We start from the raw sequence: 16,935 nt of genomic DNA on the forward strand, positions 1-16,935 counted from the left end.
TTAAACCTTTGGAGCTATGTATCCCAGGCGCCGGAGCTCTTCCTCGTCCTTACGCCAGCGCTTTTTGACTTTCACCCACAGTTCAAGATAAATCTTTCGCCCGAGGACCAGTTCCAGCTCCTTGCGAGCAGCCTGCCCTATCTTTTTGAGCATAGCCCCATCTTTACCTATAACTATGGCTTTCTGGGATTCCTTTTCCACAAAGATGGTGGCACTTATGTAGGAAAGATCCTCAGAGCGGTCCTTGAACTCGTCTATAACCACAGCCACGGAGTGAGGCACCTCCTGATGCAGGAAGTGAAGGGCTTTTTCCCGGATGAGCTCGGCGGCGATGAAGCGCTCGTCCACATCGGCTATCTGGTCTTCAGGGTAATAGCGGGGCCCGGGTGGGAGGTATGAAATTATCATCTCCTGAAGTTTGTCAAGGTTATCCCCCGTGGCAGCAGAAATTAAAATCCAGTCATTATACTCCCCCAAGGCAAGGTAGGCTTCAGTATGGGGCTTGACTTTATCGGGGGTCAGGAGGTCCATTTTGTTCATGGCCAGGATTATGGGGCCTCTGTAGCGCTCTTTCAGGGTCCGGGCTATGAGGTGGTCTTCGTCATCGGGTGGTTGGGAAACGTCCACCAGGAAAACCACCACATCGGCATCCAGTATTGCGGAAATAGCGGTTTTGACCATGTATTCGCCCAGTTTGTGGAGGGGATTGTGGATCCCAGGTGTATCCACGAAGATGATCTGGGCATTAGGTAAGGTGAGGATGCCCCGAATTTTGTGGCGGGTGGTCTGGGGTTTCGGGGAGACTATGGCTATTTTTTGCCCCAGATAGGCGTTCATCAGGGTTGATTTGCCGACGTTGGGTTTGCCAATTATGGAAACGAAGCCCGAACGGTGTTCCTGTTCCATTTTATGCCTCTAACTTGAAAGGGTTAAAGTCGGTGTCGTAATCGTAGTAATCCTCATTCTCAGCCTTCTTGAGGAAATTCACGACCTTGTAGGTTACGGGGGTCATGAAGGCCTCAACGCCGCATTTGAACACATAGTTTGAGAGAATCACGCTCCCCAGAAGACCCCAGGGGAGTGCTCCGGCGAAGGCGATAAGGCAGAAGAGGATGGTATCAACTCCCTGACCCACCAGAGTGGAGCTTATGGTTCTGGTCCAGAGCCATCGGCCCCGGGTCAGTATTTTCAATTTGGCTAGGGTGTAGGAGTTGGAGAATTCCCCGGCCCAGTAAGCGATGAGGCTTCCCAGGACAATACGGGGGGTCATCCCTAAGATTTTTTCGTAAGCTTCCTGGTTTTCCCAGCCTGGTGCCGGTGGCAGCGCCCCTACTATGCTGAGGGTCAAGGCCATAAGGGCCGTGCAGAAAAAGCCCGTCCATATGACCCGCCGGGAACGTCGGTAGCCGTAAACTTCGGTCAGTATATCCCCGAAGATGTAGGAGATGGGGAAAAGTATTGTGCCTCCATCAAAGGTAAAGGGCCCCAGGATCAGAATCTTGCTGGAAGCTATGTTGCTTATGATGAGGACGGCCACAAAGAGAGCCATTATAAAGTCAAAAAAACGGTAGCTTCTTTCCATAACTTTACCCTACACCACCGCCGTTCCTGTAGGCGAAAGCCTTCAAACCCCACCACCAGTCCGATTTCCCCAGGGATTTTTCTGTCGGAATGTGCACCCCGTGGGGAGCTGAGGCACCCAACACAGGCGCAAATTCACCACTTTCTTAGGCAACCACCACGGTCGCACCGCTTCCCGGGCCAAAGATTCTTTATGTGAGCAATTTCATAAGTCTGTAAACTTTTTCCTCAGTAGCCGGAAGTTCGTTAACCCATATGCCGACAGCGTCGTGGATGGCATTAATTATGGCAGGAGCAGTGGGCAAGGTAGTCATTTCCCCAACCCCCTTGGCACCGTAAGGCCCCGCCGGGTCAGGCACCTCTACTATAATGGGGACAATTTCCGGAGGCATGTCCATGACGGTAGGGATTGGATATTCGCTGAGCCATCGGGTGCGGGGGTAACCGTTTTCGTGAATGAATTGTTCCATAAGGGCATAGCCCAGGCCCATCTGGACTCCGCCTCCGATCTGGCCGATTATCATTTCGGGATTGACGGCCTTCCCTACGTCGTGAGCAGCCCAAATTTTGAGGACATTTACCTGCCCCGTTTCTGTGTCCACTTCCACCAGAGCTATCTGAGTGCCCCATCCGTAACTTATGTGGGGGAAACATTCTCCCGTTTCCGGATGATAGGGAGTGGTAGGGCGCTCGATCCTGCCACGGTAGGTGTATTCTACCTCTATAGAGGTTTCGCCGCTTTCTGTTCTTAGGATTTCTTCTCGCTTACGCAGAGCCAGCTCACAGGCGGCCTTTACAGCATTTCCAGAAATGTAGACATGGCGGGAGGCAGATGAGCTTCCGGCGTTGGGAACTTCGGCTGTATCCACGAGGGCTATCCTTACCTTTTGAATGGGGATGCCCAGGGTGTGGGCGGCGATCTGGGCTAAGGCGGTGTGCACTCCTTCTCCCACTTCTGAAGCTCCAACTTTTATAAGAGCCCTCGCTATTTCCCCCGATTCATCCAGAGAAAGGTTCACCCAGGCGGTGCATTTATCGTCAAAGCCAAAACTGTAGCCCACGTTTTTGAAAGCACAGGCCACCCCTATGCCCCGCCGTTTGTAGGGCTCCCTGGGCTGTTGAATTTTGGGCTTTATCCAGCGCCCGTTTTCCTCCCGCCACCCGGCGGCTAAGGCAGCCTGACGCAGGGTTTCTTTGATGCCCACACCGGGCGGGTATCTGGCTCCGGTGATGGTTGGAGAGCCATCCTCCACCAGGTTTTTCATCCTGAGTTCTACAGGGTCCATGCCCAGAGCTTCTGCCAGTTTATCCATATGGAGTTCATACGCAAATGCTGCCTGGTCTGAGCCAAAGCCCCGCATGGCCATGGTCACGCTGTTGTTCGTGTAAACGGTGTAGGCGTCCACTTTAACGTTGGGCCACACATAGGGACCAAGGGCGAAGCTGGCTGCGTTATTGAGGACGGGAATACTGGTAGAGGCATAGGCTCCGGCATCAGAGATCACTTCCGCTTCGCCGGCCAGAAGTTTACCGTCTTTTCGGGCTCCCCACCTGTGGCGGATGTAGAAGGGATGGCGTTTGCCGGTGCGCAGCATAGTTTCTTCGCGGGTAAAGACCATTTTTACAGGTCGGCGCACCACGTAAGCGCAGAGGGCCAGGAGGTGCTGAATATACATATCCTCTCTTCCCCCAAAAGACCCGCCTATGGCCGGCACTATTTCCCTGAGCCTATCTTCTGGTATTTGCAAAAAGTGGGAAATCTGATGGAGGTCATCGTGGGGCCATTGGGCTGCGGCAATCACTGTTATGCGTCCTTCCTCATCAATGTAACCGATGCCCGCTTCGGGCTGAAGGTAGAGATGTTCCGCATGAGGAATTATGTAGTAGCCTTCCACAATGACATCTGCTTCCTCAAAGGCTTTTTTCACGTCTCCTTGCCGAATTTTTATGTGGTAGAGGATGTTGGTGCCTCTTTCCTCGTGCACCAGGGGTGAGTCAGGCTTCATGGCTTCGCGAGGATCCGTCACGATCGGGAGCGGTTCGTATTCAACCTTGACTTTCCGGCAGGCTTCCTCGGCAATGGCTTCCGTCTCAGCCACTACAATAGCTATACGGTCGCCAAGCCACCGGACTTTACCCCCTTCCGGAACGAGGACTGTCTGGTCGCGGGTGTGAATGCCGTATTCGTTAAGGGGCACATCTTTATAGGTTATGACTCTGACCACGCCCGGGGTGGCTTCGGCGGCCGAGGTGTCAATCTTTCTAACCCTGGCATGGGGATGCTGGCTCCATACCACTTTTGCGTAGAGCTGGCCCGGCATGTTGAAGTCCTGGGGGTAGCGCCTCGAGCCCATGACTTTGCTCTTTATATCAAGCCTCGGAACACTCTGGCCCAGAACGCCTTTGTCCATCTTTTCCTCCCTTCGCTTTATACCAGCCAGGCTCCGAGGGCCCTCTCTTCCGGAGCCATGATCTGGTCATCGGTGTAATGCATGAGCTGGATGGCCTTGGCCGGACATTCAGCCGTGCAGGTTCCACACCCCTGACATTTAACGGGGTCTATGAAGGCCGCCCCCTTTATACCACCATTCCCTATGGCTTGCGGGTCTACAACCGGGACCTGGAAGGGGCAGATGCGGACGCAGGTCAGGCAACCTACGCACTTGGGCTGTTCCACCACAGCAATGACCCCGCCTATTTTGATTTCACTTTTGGTGAGGTAGGTTAAAGCTCTGGCCGCTGCCGCTTTAGCCTGGGCTATGGATTCTTCTATGAATTTGGGGTAGTGGGCCATCCCTGCCAGGAAGATTCCTTCGTGGATAAAATCCACCGGCCTCATCTTGAGGTGGGCTTCCAGGAAAAAGCCTTCGGGCGAGAGGGGAACTCCCAGGATGCGGGCCAGTTTTTCGTTATCCTCTGAGGGGAGGATTCCCAAGGTTAGTGATATGAGGTTGGGGTTCAGAAGCAGCAGTTCACCGGTGCTCTGGTCTTTCACTTCTACCCTCAGTTCGCCGTGGAGAACTTTAACCGTGGGAGTTTCTTCGTCGGTATAGCGGATGAACACGGTGCCCAGTTCCCGGGCCCTGGTGTAGTATTCCTCCCGGAAGCCGTAGGTTATTATGTCTTTGTAAAGGACGTAAACGTCACAGAGGGGGTTAAGCTCTTTGAGGCGGATGGCATTAGCCATCGTGTTGGTGCAGCAGATGCGGCTGCAGTAGTCATACTTGCGACCCATAGGTCGCACGCACTGGATTATCACCACCGAGCGGAGGTTTCGGACCCTTTCGGGATGGTTTATTATGAGTTCTTCAAGTTCCAGCTGGTCCAGGATTCTGGGGTCTTCCCCTTTAAGGTATTCTCGGCCTGAATATATCCTGGCCCCTGTGGCTACTATGGTAGCCCCGTGTTCCAGTTCTATATCCCTGTATTTTGTGCGGATGAGGGAGCGGAAATTGCCCACGTGGCCATGGTGGCGCAGCAGTTCTGCTTCTTTGAAGATTGTTATAAGGGGATGGTGCTCAACACGATTGGTCAATTCCCAGAGGAGCCTGCGCAGGTCTTTCCCTTCCGCGGTGAAGTGTATTTTGTGGAGGTAACCGCCAAGGCGGTCGCTTTTTTCCACCAAGTAAACGGGGAAGCCGGCATCGGCTATGGTCAAGGCCGCCACCATGCCGGACAGCCCTCCGCCGAGGACCAGCGCTTTCTTTACAGGTTTCACCAGATGTTTCTGGATAGCCTGCAGCCGGGCTGCTCTGGCAACTCCAACCCTCAGGGCTTCTGCTGCTTTACGGGTTGCTCCGTTTCCGCTGTAAAGGTGGGGCCATGCGCTGTGCTCTCTTATGTTTACCAGCTCCAGGTAATAAGGGTTAAGGCCAGCACGCTTCAGGACTTTCTGAAAGAGGGGTTCATGGGTGCGCTGGCTGCAGGCCGCTACCACTACCCGGTTCAGGCCCTGCTCCAGGATTGTCCTGCGAATCTGCTCTTGGCCCTCGGGGAAGCAGGCGAGGTTTACCTGCTGAACGTAAGCAACCCTGGGCCAGCTGCGGGCTTTCTGGGCAATGGTCTCCAGATCAATGGCCTGGGTTATTTCTCCACCGCAGCGGCAAAGGAACAACCCGACCTTCGGCTCCTCCCCGGAGACATCCCTTTCGGGAGGAAATTCTTCTTCAAGGTTGACGGAGCCGATGTTTTCTTTAAGGAGGAGAAGGGCTTCGGCGGCTGCTCCGCTGGCCTCATAGAGGGTTTCGGCTATCTCCTTAGGAGAAGCGAAGGAGCCACAGACGTAAACACCAGGGCGAGATGTCTGAAGAGGGCCGAATTTATCGGTCCAGCAAAAGCCATACTGGTTGAGGTCAATGCCCAGGATTCTGGCGACCTGCTGGGTGCCCAGGGGAGGCTCCACTCCCACCGAAAGCACTACCATGTCAAATTCTTCTTCGGTTATTTTGCCATCGTCCGTTGCGTAACGTAAGATCAGGTTACGGGTTGTAGGGTCCTCTACTATGGATGAAACCCTGGAGCGGATGTAGTCAACTTTGTAAAGTTCTCTTGAGCGGAGGTAGTAGGCGTTGTATTCTTTGTTGAAGGCTCTTTCGTCCATTATGAAGATTTTAGCTTCAACGCCCGGGATGCGTTGTTTGGCCAGCACTGCTTCTTTGGTGGAATACATGCAGCAGATGGAAGAACAGTAAGGGTGTTCCTGATCCCTTGAACCAATGCACTGAAGCCAGGCAATTTTGCGAGGGGTGGTGCCATCGGACGGACGCACTACTATCCCTTCAGTGGGGCCGGAACGGCTGGCAAGCCTTTCGTATTCCATGCTGGTTATAACGTTGGGATAACGGCCGTATCCATACTCCTCATAGCGCCGGGGGTTGAAGAGGCGATAGCCCATGGCCAGGATTATGGCCCCGACCTTTATCTTTTCCTCACAAGGTTTTTCGTCCAGGTTTATGGCCCCGGTGGGGCAAACTTTCTCGCAACGGCGGCAAGTTTCGCAGAACTCCGTTTTCTCAATCATGTAAGCATCGGGAATGGCCCTGGGAGAGCTTTTGTAGGCGAGTTTTCGCATGGCCAACCCCATCTGGAAGCGGCTCGGCTTCTCCACGGGACAGACTTGAGCACACCGGTCGCAATTTATGCATAAGTCCGAGTTTACGTGCCGGGGGTTAATTTTCAGACTTACGGTGAAATTCCCGGCCTCGCCTTCAAGGGCCGTTATTTCGGTGTTGACAAAGATATGGATATTGGGATGACGGCTGTAATCCATAAGGGCTGGGGAGATGGTAGGACGAGTGCACCCAGGGCCATGCTCAGCTGTGCCGCGACAGAGGACGCAATCGTGAGTCGGGAACATGAATCCCAGCTGAGCCACTATTCCGCCCAGCCAGGGAGTGGATTCCACCAGGAAAACCTCCAGGCCTGCTTCAGCCACATCAAGGGCTGCCCTCATCCCACCTACTCCGCCCCCTACTATCAGAACGGAACCCTTCTTCGTGGCGCTCATGTTCCTACTCCTCAAGAGCTTTTTCCCCATAAATTCCGGGGGAATTATATACCAAAACAGCGAAAAATCAAGGGCTCACGGACTTATAGCTATCGGGCCAGTGAGCGAAAGCTGGCAAATTTTAAGCTTTCTGTGGGGAATGCAATCGGGACGCTTCGGCTCCTGTGCGGAGAAAAGGGCTTTATGCAGACCTGTCGGACGGTAAAGCTATGGAAATTTGCCCCGGGGCTATGTATATAAGGCAAGCTGGCCTGAGGCCCTCGCCCCAGTGGACAACTGCATCAGTTCGCCGCAGGGGAGGGGTGAAAGCACCTTCCATAGACCACGTGAAGAATATTTCGCTGCCCTTTCTGCTAAGGGAGAACCGATGCAGCAGATATTCTCCCCGTTGATAGGCCAGGGTTTCTCCGTCGTCTTCGTAGAGGAAACTGGTCATTTCCTGTTCTCCTGCTGGGGGATAAAGGTGCAAAACCAGGGGGTTAGTAGGGCGATGGCCCACGTAATCCATCTCCGGCCCCTGGGGAATTACCGCCCCAGCCCGCACGAAGACCGGAATCCGCTCCAGAGGCGCATCCATTTCTATCCACGCTGGTCCTTCAAAAATGGCGTCTATCCAGAAGTCATACCAGTGCCCGGCCGGAAGATAGACCCGCCGCTTCGTTGCTCCTTCTTCCAGCACCGGTGCGACCAGCAAGGCATCCCCGCAGAGGAACTCATCGTCCAGCGTTTGGGCTACGGGGTCTTTCTGAAAGTCCAGCAAAAGGGGACGAACGATGGGGATTCCCGTTTGAGTGCACTGCCAGAGGGCGGTGTAAAGGTATGGAAGCAAACGATAGCGCAACCGGATAAACTCCCGGTTAATGCTCAGGTATGGCTCCCCCCAGGACCAGGGTTCCTGATCAGGGCTGGTGATGGAAGTATGGGCCCGGCAGAAGGGGAAAAAGACGCTCATCTGAAGCCAGCGGGTGAAGAGCTCTCCTGTAGGCCACCCTTCAAAACCCCCGATGTCGGACCCGGTGAAGGCAATCCCTGAAAGCCCCAGGTTGAGCACCATCGGTAACGTCTGCCGGAGCGATGCCCAGTCCGAACGGTTGTCAGCGGTCCAGTGGGCAGCGTAGCGCTGGACCCCAGTCCAGCCAGAGCGGGTTATCACGAAGGGGCGGCGGTCGGGGCGCAATCGGGCCAAGCCTTCTGCAGTGGCGCGCGCCATATTTAACCCGTAGAGGTTGTGGGCCTGACGGTGGTTCCCCCCTTTGCCCTCCATGCTGTGGCAGACCGGCTCCGGAATCGTGGCTCCCTCTTCTCCGAAGAGAGCTGGTTCATTCATATCGTCCCAGATGCCATCCACGCCAATTGCCACAAGCTCCCGGTGCAGATCCCCCCACCATTCCCGGACGCGCGGATCGGTAAAGTCGGGGAAAGCGCAGTTTCCAGGCCACACCGGACCGATGAACAGGCGGCCATTGGGGTAGCGGCAGAACATATTTTGCTTGAGGCCTTCCCGGAAAACCCGGTACTTGCGGTCAATTTTGACCCCGGGGTCTACAATGGTGACCACTTTAAATCCCTGCCCATGGAGATCAGCTATCAGACCCGCCGGATCAGGGAAGCGGCGCCTGTTCCAGGTGAAGACCCGGTAGCCGTCCATGTAGTGGATATCAAAATAAATGGCATCGCATGGAACTTTATAGGTTTCACGGAAGTCGCGAGCCAGGCGACGGACACGCTCTTCAGGGTAGTAGGACCAGCGGCTCTGGTGGTAGCCCAGAGCCCAGCGGGGGAAAAGGGGGTGACGGCCTGTTTCCCCAGTAAACCGCTCTACAAGCCTGGAAACAGTGGGCGCATGGAAGAAAAGCCAATCCGCCCCTGATTCGTCCAGCTCTATTGTTATGGTGCCCGGGTCGGTTCGCCCCAGGTCAAACCGGCTGCGGGTTGAGTTTTCCAGAAGAAGGCCGAAAGCTTGCTCTCCTCCGGAATGAAGCACCAGCAGAAAAGGGACGCAGAGATATAGGGGGTCATCGCCGGGACCGTATGTGCGGGGGTCTGTATTCCAGTTGATGTAAACTCCACCCCGCAGGTCCAGTGGAGCGGCTCGCTCACCCAGGCCATAAAAGTGGGCATCGGGAGGCATTTTCCACCGCAGGAGGAGACGCCCATCGGCGGTCCAACCGGCTGGGGCAGCTTCTTCAGCAACAACAGCACCGTTAGCATCGGCAATGGTGAGGCGACCATCGGCGCCAGAAATGCGGCAGGTGAGCTGGTCGGTACGGAACTCAAGGATTTCCGGGCCCGGTGCGAGCCTTGGGGTTAGCGCCGGACTTTCCGGCTGCCAGGAAAACCAGATGAGGTCGGGAGCGAGGGCTTTAAGGGTCAGAGTGGCATGGGCGAAGCGGCACTGGAGAGTTCTTTCCTCTTCGCGATAGGACAAGAGTGGGCCTGGGGTGAAAGCGATGGGACCAGGAGGAGGGAAAGCGCCCGGAGGGATTGATAGGCGACGCAGGAAAGCCCTCAGAAGCGATAGCCCCCGCAGAGGACGCCGGGGGTCGGCATACTTTGCTTCAACCCAGCGGGTCCGGATGGCGTGGACAACACCGGCCCAGGTAGTTTTAAACCCCAAAATCCTGATGCCTCGTATCAGCAGAACCAGCGGGTTATCCATAGCTGACCTCCTTAAGGGATATTGGCCGGGCATAGGAAGGGATTTCTACCTTTATACCGGTCCCTCGCAGCTCTTCCAGCCAGATTTCCGGCCGGTCAGTGTGGATGGGAATAAGAACACGGGGACGAACCTCTTTCACGAACCGGATCAGTTCCTCTCTGCTGGCGTGGCCAGAGGCGTGGTATCCTGGCGTTACATCCACTTCCCCTGCTCCTTTAAGTTCCAGACCCACCGGCTTCATCCCGAAGTGCCGAAGCCAGCTCCAGAGTCGCCCCAAGTCTACCCTTTGCTCCTCATCGTAGGCTTTGCTGTTGGAGTAGATGTAAACGCCACCCATCGGGCTTTTTCTCATTAGATATTCCAGATCCAGCAAATCAGCCATATCCCAGAGGCTGAAGGCCAGAATGTAATTGCCCGGGTCTTTCCGAATGTCCTGAGGGCCCACCAGTTTCCCGCCGTAGAACTGCCGGGTAATTTCTTCCCACCTGTCCAGGCGGACTTTGGGATCGTCGTAGATAAAAAGCAACGGCTCATCTCTGAGGTCTGGCACCAATTCAGGGGCTGCCAGATGCATGGCCGAAAGCAAATATGCATCTTTGGGCAGGATTACCAGGGATCGGCCGGTATTGCGGGCGATTTCCACAAAAGCCATCAACCGCTCTACATTTCGCGGGGCGAAATCGGCTATGACCAGCTCTCTTCCCGACTTCCGAACTGTGTCTAAACATCGGGACTGGACCTCTTCTTCTGTTATCTTAAGGTATTCTTCTACCTTCAGGTTGGTCCCCTCGCAGATGAGAACCAGCGGTTTAAGGGCGGCGAGCTCCTCGGCGAAACGCCAGCTTAAAGACCCGTGAGCGCCGTGGAACCGGATATCGCCGGTGTAAGCGACCCAGCCGACAGAGGTTTCTACCGCAAAACCGCAGGCTCCAAAGATGGAGTGGTCCAGAGGCCACCAGAGCACTTCCAGGGGAAGAGAGCCAGTGGAAGTAGCGATAGAAATAGCTTTATCCTGCTTGGCTGGGCGCCACTGCCAGAAGCTAGCGGCGCTGGCGAAAGGGTCATTTTCCTGGACTGTCCCTTGCGGGCTTTGGTCCAGAAAATTCCAGTTTCGCCAGATATAACCTCTGGTTCGGTCTCCTTCCAGCATCCCCTTTTCGCTAATAGCCTGAGGGTTTACGTAAACCACTCCGCTGGAACCGGGCTTTCCGCTGTCCTGAATCGCCTTGGCAACCAGGGCGGTCATGAGGGAAGAGAACACGGCTATATCAGGCTGCACGAAAAGCAGGTCACCTGAATGGTCCAGGTGGGCGTGGGAGATGAGAATAGCATCCACTGGGGGGCCATCTCGCCTCAGATCCCTGTAATCTGGCCAATGGCGGAAATGACTCCAAAAGTCCTCATAAGCTTTTTCATCCTTTTCCACCCGTTTTCTTTCCTTCTTCCCATCGGTTTCCATCCAGGATTTAAGGAAGGAGGAATCCAAAACCGGGATCAGATCCTCCCGATACAATCCTTCCAGGGGCGGCAGAAGGCCCAGCACCATCGGGTCCATTAGTCCTCTGGAGGACCTTTCCTTTATGAAGATTTCATCAAAATACCTGCTGTAGCTGTCAAAGGGGTGGCCGAAATCCAGAAAAATGCGGACGGCCCCATCCTCCAGGAGAATCTTGTTGCCCCCTATTTCGTTTATTCCACCATAGCAAGTGATCGTTGGCGATATCGCACGACCTCCCATCAGTTTGCGTTTAAAAGGGCCACCAGCGGCCGGTATCCTGAATGGCCTGGAAAGTTTCCACAACCGCCTGTTCTCCACCCAAGGCGTGGATAACCGGAGCCAGGGCCTGGAAGTCTGATAGCAAGTCTCTGCGGGTGCGGCGAGCCAGAACAGACAGAATTTCAGCTATAGCAGCCAAGACTTCCGGGTAGAGGTCCGGGGACAGGCGAAAGGCCAGGAGGTAAAGGGCTGAAGCGCACTGGTGCTCATCTGGCATCTGGCAGATAAAAGCCAGCGCCGCTATCAACTTCGGCGGGATGTTTTTCGCCAGGGAATGGATGCTGGCCTCTATGAGGGCACAGCGAATTTCCACCCCCAAGTAAGGGGTTTGCCGACCTTCATCTGCTTCCCTGCGGTTTTCTTCTGTCACCCGCTCCCAGGTGGTTCGCACATTCCCCAGATAACCGCCGTAACTTCCCTCCAGACAGTGCCAGGCTTCGGCACAGCCCTGGACTTCCACCATAGGTCGGTAGTCTTCCACAGGCTTTTTGGCTCTCATCAAAATGGGCCTGATAGTAATGCACCAAATAAACCGGGATATCACGGAAAGAAATCCTCGCTTCCCGCAAATCTTCCAGCTTCTGCTTAGCTAAAGTAAAATTGGGCCGGGCGGGATTTGAACCCGCACGGGGATCACCCAGAGGATTTTAAGTCCCCCGCGTCTGCCATTCCGCCACCGGCCCATTAAAATTATAACCCAACATGGCCTGTTGAGCAAGGTAAAACCCTCGCTGAAAAGCGACGAAGGTTCAGAACAACCTGACCACGCATGCATCCGAGCCCGTTAGAACTCGTAAACATCACCATCAGAGGCAAGTTTTACCGGCCCATTGAAGGCTCGCTGAGCCTCTTCCACTAATTCCTCAGGATCCATCATAGGGTTAAAGTGCGCTAGAATTAAGAGCGAAACCTGGCTTTTTCTGGCTATTTCTCCAGCCTGGTAAGCCGAAGAGTGGCCAGGGAAAAGCCCGGTGCTCTCATGAACTAAAATGAAAGCCTTTTCCGCCAGACGCACCACTTTCTCACTCGGGGCAGTATCCCCTGAACACACCACTGCTTTACCTGAAAGCTTTGACCTTATGCGAAAGGCCAGAGAAGGAATCAAGTGGTCCACGGGAGAAGCCGTTATCTCAAAAGCTTCGCTCTCCAGAACCTTCGCCATTTCCCTGGGCTCAATCGGGTGACACTCAACTCCACGAAAACCCCTAAAAGCTGACCAATCCCAAACCTCCATCAATTTCCTGACAGCATCGCAACCTTCGGGCATGGCCCAGATGGGGAGCGGCTCCCTGCGGCCCATGAGCCATAGCCCCTGAATAAGGTAAGGAAGGCCATACAGATGATCAGGATGATGGTGAGAAAGGAGAATTCCTTGCAGAAAAAGAGGGCTAAGGCCAGCTTTCAGAAGCTTATGGATCGGGCTCCCCCCGCAATCCAGCAGAAAAATCCCTCCTCCTGGTTCTACCAGAGCCATATAGAAACTATCCGCCTCGGCTGAGGCGAGAGAAGCTGCTGACCCCAGAAATACAATCCGGGCCCTGTCACTCATATAACCACCTCACCACAATAGGCGTTATATTAGCTTCCACGAAAGCCGCTATCAGGAGCAAAGGTATAGCGATAAAGAGCAAAATTTTGACCCAATCGGCTATTGCCAGCAGAAGCGCTTCCCGAAACCGCCCCTTAACTGCAGGTGATACGGGAACTGCCCCTACCCTCAGGGCGGCGGCTATCGCAAGGATGGCCGCAGGAATCTCAAAGATGCCGTGTGGTAAGATAAAAGCCGCAAAAAGCAAAGGTTTTTGCCCCAGAATTGCAATTTCTCCCCCTACAAACCCTAAAAGCCCCATGTTCAGAATAACCGCTATGGAAGGCATAACTCCCAGGGTTACGATGGAAAGAAGGGAAGAAAGCGTCAAAGTTCGCAAGTTGTGGAAAAAAATCGCCCGGGTTTGCAACGGAGGCAAGAATTCCCAGGATACACCCTTCAATTTACTAAGGTCAAAATCCTCTGGCAAAATGAGTTCAGGATACGGATGAAGAAAGGCAAAGCCGAGGCCTCCAGCCAGACCAGCCAAAGCCATTATGCCCACGAAAATCAACGGAAGCCTTAGCTCGGTCAGGATAAGGCCCAATTCCCTTCGGTAGAAGCCCATAAGCGATAGAGATTTCCCCTCATTTCCCGGACGCCTCAGGAATAGAGACCCGAAAGCTTCTCCCCAGCTCCTGAAATCAAATCTTTCCAGATGAGTCGTAAGGAGATGTTCTCGGTTGAAGAGGGCTAACCCCATCCTTACAAGGAGTACCGTAACGACAAACATTCCCGCAACGGCCAGCCATATAACGTTGTAATTGGCCCAGAACATAGCGATGCTTATACCTTGAACGGCCAAAGCCATCGGCACGATAATGAAACTGGCCAGAAGGTTAGCGGCTCTAACACTTGTGGCATTATGAGAAATGACCACTGCACCAGCAACCATAACGAGGGCTTCACAGAAAGTAAGGATTAAAATCTGGGCCAAAAGCACAAGAGGTGGGAAGTAACCGGTTGAGTAATAGAGGCCTGCCACGTAAATGGAAATCCCGAGGAAACTGGCCCCAAGAGGCAAAATAAGGGAAGCCAAAAATTTGCCCAGGAAAAGCTCCAGGTCCGATAGAGGCGAAGCCAAAAGTGGCTCTAAAGTAAGCCTCTCCTTCTCGCCCACAAAGGACTCCAGAGCGATCACGAGGGAAAAGGTTATAGGGAAGAACCCTACCACCATCAGGAGGAATGGATACATCCTTTCGGCGATGATAAAAGCGCCATAGCGGAGCACAAAATCCCTGGCCAATTGGGCCGTTATATCCATAAGCCAGGGGAAGAAAAGAGTCAGGATGGCTATGGGCGCCATGATACGCCAATCCCGCAGCGAATCCTTCAATTCTTTGGAAACCAGAGTCAGGATGGCCAGCAGGGAACTCATGATACAATCCTGAGGTATATTTCCTCCAAAGTGGCAGGAAGTTCCTGGAGGTAAAGCACCTCCGCCCCGATTTCGGTCAAAGCTTTTATTATGCCAGGATTAACCCTGACGGGTTCATCGGTTCTGTAGCGCACAAAATCTTCCCCTTCTTCCTCCACCTGAGCGAAACGCCTGACCAGAGAGGCCGCTTCTTTGCAAGGACGGGCGAGCTTCAATTCCAGAAGAGGGGCCCCAAAGTAGCGCTTGCGGAGTTCTTCCAGAGTGCCAATGGCTACGATCTTACCCCTGCTAATTACGGCTATTCGGTCGGCCAGAGCTTGCGCCTCAAACAGGTTGTGGGTGCAAATGATGGCAGTACGCTTCTCTTTTCTGAGTTCCATTATGGCCTCCCTCACGATTCTGGCGCTTTGAGGGTCCATGGCCGAAGTGGGCTCATCCAGGAAAAGGACCAAGGGACTATGGAGCATAGCCCTCACCAGAGCCAGTTTCTGGCGCATCCCCTTGGAATATTCCCCTATCCGCCTGCCCCTCGCTTCTATAAGACCGAACCGCTCCAGAAGCAATTTTTTCCTTAAGGCAAGCTCCTTTGAGGAAACCCCGTAAAGCTTGCCGAAAAAATCCAGGTATTCGTCAGCTGTCATCCTGAGGTAGAGAGCGGGGAACTCGGTAAGCAGACCAACCGAACGCCGCACTTCCCTGGCCTGTCTCACAACATCATACCCGGCTACCCGCGCCGTTCCGGAAGTAGGCACCAGGACTGAAGCCAACAATCGCACGGTGGTGGTTTTCCCAGCTCCATTCGGTCCCAGGAGGGCCAGAATTTCCCCTTCTTGAAGTTGAAAGGTAACTCCATCCACCGCCACAAGAGAATTGAACTGTTTGGTAAGCCCTTCTGCTTCTACAATTGCGCTCATCTTACTGAAAGTATAGCATTTAAGCACTTAATTTCAAATAGGAAAAAAGTCCTGCCAGGTGAAGCCACCGCACCCCCATTTCTTATCCTTATAGGCCCGGAGCTTCAGGCCTCACTCGTGGACAGGTGGCGGGTATCTGAAGCTTGCCCTTTTAAAATTTTTGAGGGGACATGCCCACGTCCCCCCGCTACCGATTATCGCTCCACTTGAAGGTTAAGCTCAAAGAAGTGCTTTATTACTTCTTCCAAATCCGGCTTGCTAACTTCCTGAAGCTCGTATCTAACTCTTACCAGAGGTTTGTTTACTTTTATAACGTGTCTCAGGTCTATTGGAGTAGCCACCAGGACTAGGTCACAAGGTGTGGCGTTAATGGTGGCTTCGAGCTCTTCTATTTGTTTGGCTCCATATCCTACAGCTGGCAGAAGAGGTCCTATGTGAGGATACTTCTGGAAAGTTTCAGCGATGGAGCCCATAGCATAAGGCCTCGGATCTATAAGCTCGGCCGCACCGAATTTCCGGGCAGCCACTACTCCAGCTCCATAACTCATTTCCCCATGGGTGAGGGTAGGCCCATCCTCAATGACCAGGACCCTTCGTCCCTTTATGGCCTCGGGGTTTTCCACAAAGATGGGCGAAGCCGCCTCTATAACGATGGCCCGGGGATTCACCCGCCGAACACTGGCTTTGACAGCTTCCACATTTTCGGGCTTAGCAGTATCTACTTTGTTTACCACCACCACGTGAGCCATCCTCAAATTCGTCTCACCAGGATGGTAAGTGACCTCATGGCCAGGGCGGTGGGGATCGGCTACCACTATGTGGAGGTCAGGTTTAAAGAAGGGGAAATCATTGTTGCCGCCGTCCCAGAGAATAACATCGGCTTCTTTCTCAGCTTCCCGGAGGATGAGCTCGTAGTCCACACCACCGTATACGACGAAACCGTTAGCGATGTGGGGCTCGTAATCCTCTCGCTCCTCAATGGTGCAGCCGAAGCGGTCCAAATCTTCAAGGGAAGCAAAACGCTGAAGGACCTGCCGTCTCAAGTCACCGTAGGGCATGGGGTGGCGGACCACCACCACTTTCCTGCCTATATCTCTGAGAACTCTTGAAACCCTGCGGCTGGTTTGGCTTTTGCCGCTCCCGGTCCTCACAGCGCAAACAGCTACAACAGGCTTTGAAGACTTGAGCATGGTGCTCTCAGCCCCCATGAGGCGGAAATCAGCCCCACAAGCCAGAGCCAGCGATGCCCTGTGCATCACGTATTCGTGAGAGACATCGCTATAGGCGAAAACGACTTCATCCACGCTGTAGTGCTTTATAAGTTCTGGAAGTTCTTCTTCCGGATATATGGGGATTCCCTGAGGATAGAGAGGCCCGGCTAATTCAGGTGGGTATATTCTCCCCTCAATGTTGGGGATTTGGGCAGCCGTAAAAGCCACAACTTCGTAATTGGGATTTGAACGGAAGAAGACGTTAAAGTTATGGAAATCTCTGCCTGCTGCTCCCATAATTATGACACGTCTTCTGCCCAT

Annotated in this window: 11 protein-coding genes and 1 tRNA gene; all 12 read right to left on the reverse strand. The window is 53.9% G+C overall.

All coding sequences use genetic code 11. The features are described 5' to 3' along the window. Nucleotides 1–906, reverse strand: coding sequence for a GTPase Era (gene era, locus NZ653_05215; protein ID MCS7286517.1), 906 nt, complete (start codon nt 904–906; stop codon nt 1–3). A 1-nt stretch (nt 907) separates the two neighbouring features. Beyond that, on the reverse strand, nt 908–1,582 hold the full coding sequence (locus NZ653_05220; protein MCS7286518.1) for a queuosine precursor transporter: 675 nt from the start codon (nt 1,580–1,582) through the stop codon (nt 908–910). Between the two features lie 190 nt (nt 1,583–1,772). Next, complete coding sequence (locus tag NZ653_05225; protein MCS7286519.1) at nt 1,773–3,992, reverse strand: xanthine dehydrogenase family protein molybdopterin-binding subunit; 2,220 nt, start codon at nt 3,990–3,992, stop codon at nt 1,773–1,775. Between the two features lie 17 nt (nt 3,993–4,009). Then, on the reverse strand, nt 4,010–7,087 hold the full coding sequence (locus NZ653_05230) for an FAD-dependent oxidoreductase (protein ID MCS7286520.1): 3,078 nt from the start codon (nt 7,085–7,087) through the stop codon (nt 4,010–4,012). A 181-nt stretch (nt 7,088–7,268) separates the two neighbouring features. Continuing rightward, entirely contained in the window at nt 7,269–9,746 is a 2,478-nt protein-coding gene (locus NZ653_05235; GenBank protein ID MCS7286521.1) for a DUF5110 domain-containing protein, read from the reverse strand. Next, nucleotides 9,739–11,484, reverse strand: a complete 1,746-nt coding sequence (locus tag NZ653_05240; protein MCS7286522.1) for an MBL fold metallo-hydrolase — start codon at nt 11,482–11,484, stop codon at nt 9,739–9,741. Before NZ653_05240 ends, NZ653_05235 begins: the two co-directional genes overlap by 8 nt. A 10-nt stretch (nt 11,485–11,494) precedes the next feature. Next, nucleotides 11,495–12,022 (reverse strand): hypothetical protein, encoded by a 528-nt coding sequence (locus NZ653_05245; GenBank protein MCS7286523.1) that lies wholly within the window; start codon nt 12,020–12,022, stop codon nt 11,495–11,497. 102 nt (nt 12,023–12,124) lie between these two features. Next, nucleotides 12,125–12,206, reverse strand: a tRNA-Leu gene (locus tag NZ653_05250). Nucleotides 12,207–12,307: 101 nt separating this feature from the next. Next, a complete protein-coding gene (locus tag NZ653_05255; GenBank protein ID MCS7286524.1) occupies nt 12,308–13,072 on the reverse strand; it encodes an MBL fold metallo-hydrolase in 765 nt (254 codons plus the stop codon). Continuing rightward, complete coding sequence (locus tag NZ653_05260) at nt 13,065–14,489, reverse strand: stage II sporulation protein M (protein MCS7286525.1); 1,425 nt, start codon at nt 14,487–14,489, stop codon at nt 13,065–13,067. The genes NZ653_05255 and NZ653_05260 overlap by 8 nt, the downstream gene beginning before the upstream one ends. Then, the gene (locus tag NZ653_05265) at nt 14,486–15,430 is read right to left on the reverse strand and encodes an ABC transporter ATP-binding protein (protein ID MCS7286526.1); all 945 of its coding nucleotides are present in this window, start codon (nt 15,428–15,430) and stop codon (nt 14,486–14,488) included. Before NZ653_05265 ends, NZ653_05260 begins: the two co-directional genes overlap by 4 nt. A gap of 167 nt (nt 15,431–15,597) precedes the next feature. Then, complete coding sequence (locus NZ653_05270) at nt 15,598–16,935, reverse strand: cyclic 2,3-diphosphoglycerate synthase (protein MCS7286527.1); 1,338 nt, start codon at nt 16,933–16,935, stop codon at nt 15,598–15,600.

Source organism: Anaerolineae bacterium (assembly GCA_025062375.1).
GTDB lineage: Bacteria > Chloroflexota > Anaerolineae > SpSt-600 > SpSt-600 > SpSt-600.

Excerpts from the sequence above, each read along its gene's own strand:
- NZ653_05245 (MCS7286523.1), bottom strand. The coding sequence starts at position 12,022 with ATGAGAGCCAAAAAGCCTGTGGAAGACTACCGACCTATGGTGGAAGTC.
- NZ653_05225 (MCS7286519.1), bottom strand. The coding sequence starts at position 3,992 with ATGGACAAAGGCGTTCTGGGCCAGAGTGTTCCGAGGCTTGATATAAAG.
- era (MCS7286517.1), bottom strand. The coding sequence starts at position 906 with ATGGAACAGGAACACCGTTCGGGCTTCGTTTCCATAATTGGCAAACCC.
- NZ653_05255 (MCS7286524.1), bottom strand. The coding sequence starts at position 13,072 with ATGAGTGACAGGGCCCGGATTGTATTTCTGGGGTCAGCAGCTTCTCTC.
- NZ653_05235 (MCS7286521.1), bottom strand. The coding sequence starts at position 9,746 with ATGGATAACCCGCTGGTTCTGCTGATACGAGGCATCAGGATTTTGGGG.
- NZ653_05260 (MCS7286525.1), bottom strand. The coding sequence starts at position 14,489 with ATGAGTTCCCTGCTGGCCATCCTGACTCTGGTTTCCAAAGAATTGAAG.
- NZ653_05270 (MCS7286527.1), bottom strand. The coding sequence starts at position 16,935 with ATGGGCAGAAGACGTGTCATAATTATGGGAGCAGCAGGCAGAGATTTC.
- NZ653_05220 (MCS7286518.1), bottom strand. The coding sequence starts at position 1,582 with ATGGAAAGAAGCTACCGTTTTTTTGACTTTATAATGGCTCTCTTTGTG.
- NZ653_05230 (MCS7286520.1), bottom strand. The coding sequence starts at position 7,087 with ATGAGCGCCACGAAGAAGGGTTCCGTTCTGATAGTAGGGGGCGGAGTA.
- NZ653_05240 (MCS7286522.1), bottom strand. The coding sequence starts at position 11,484 with ATGGGAGGTCGTGCGATATCGCCAACGATCACTTGCTATGGTGGAATA.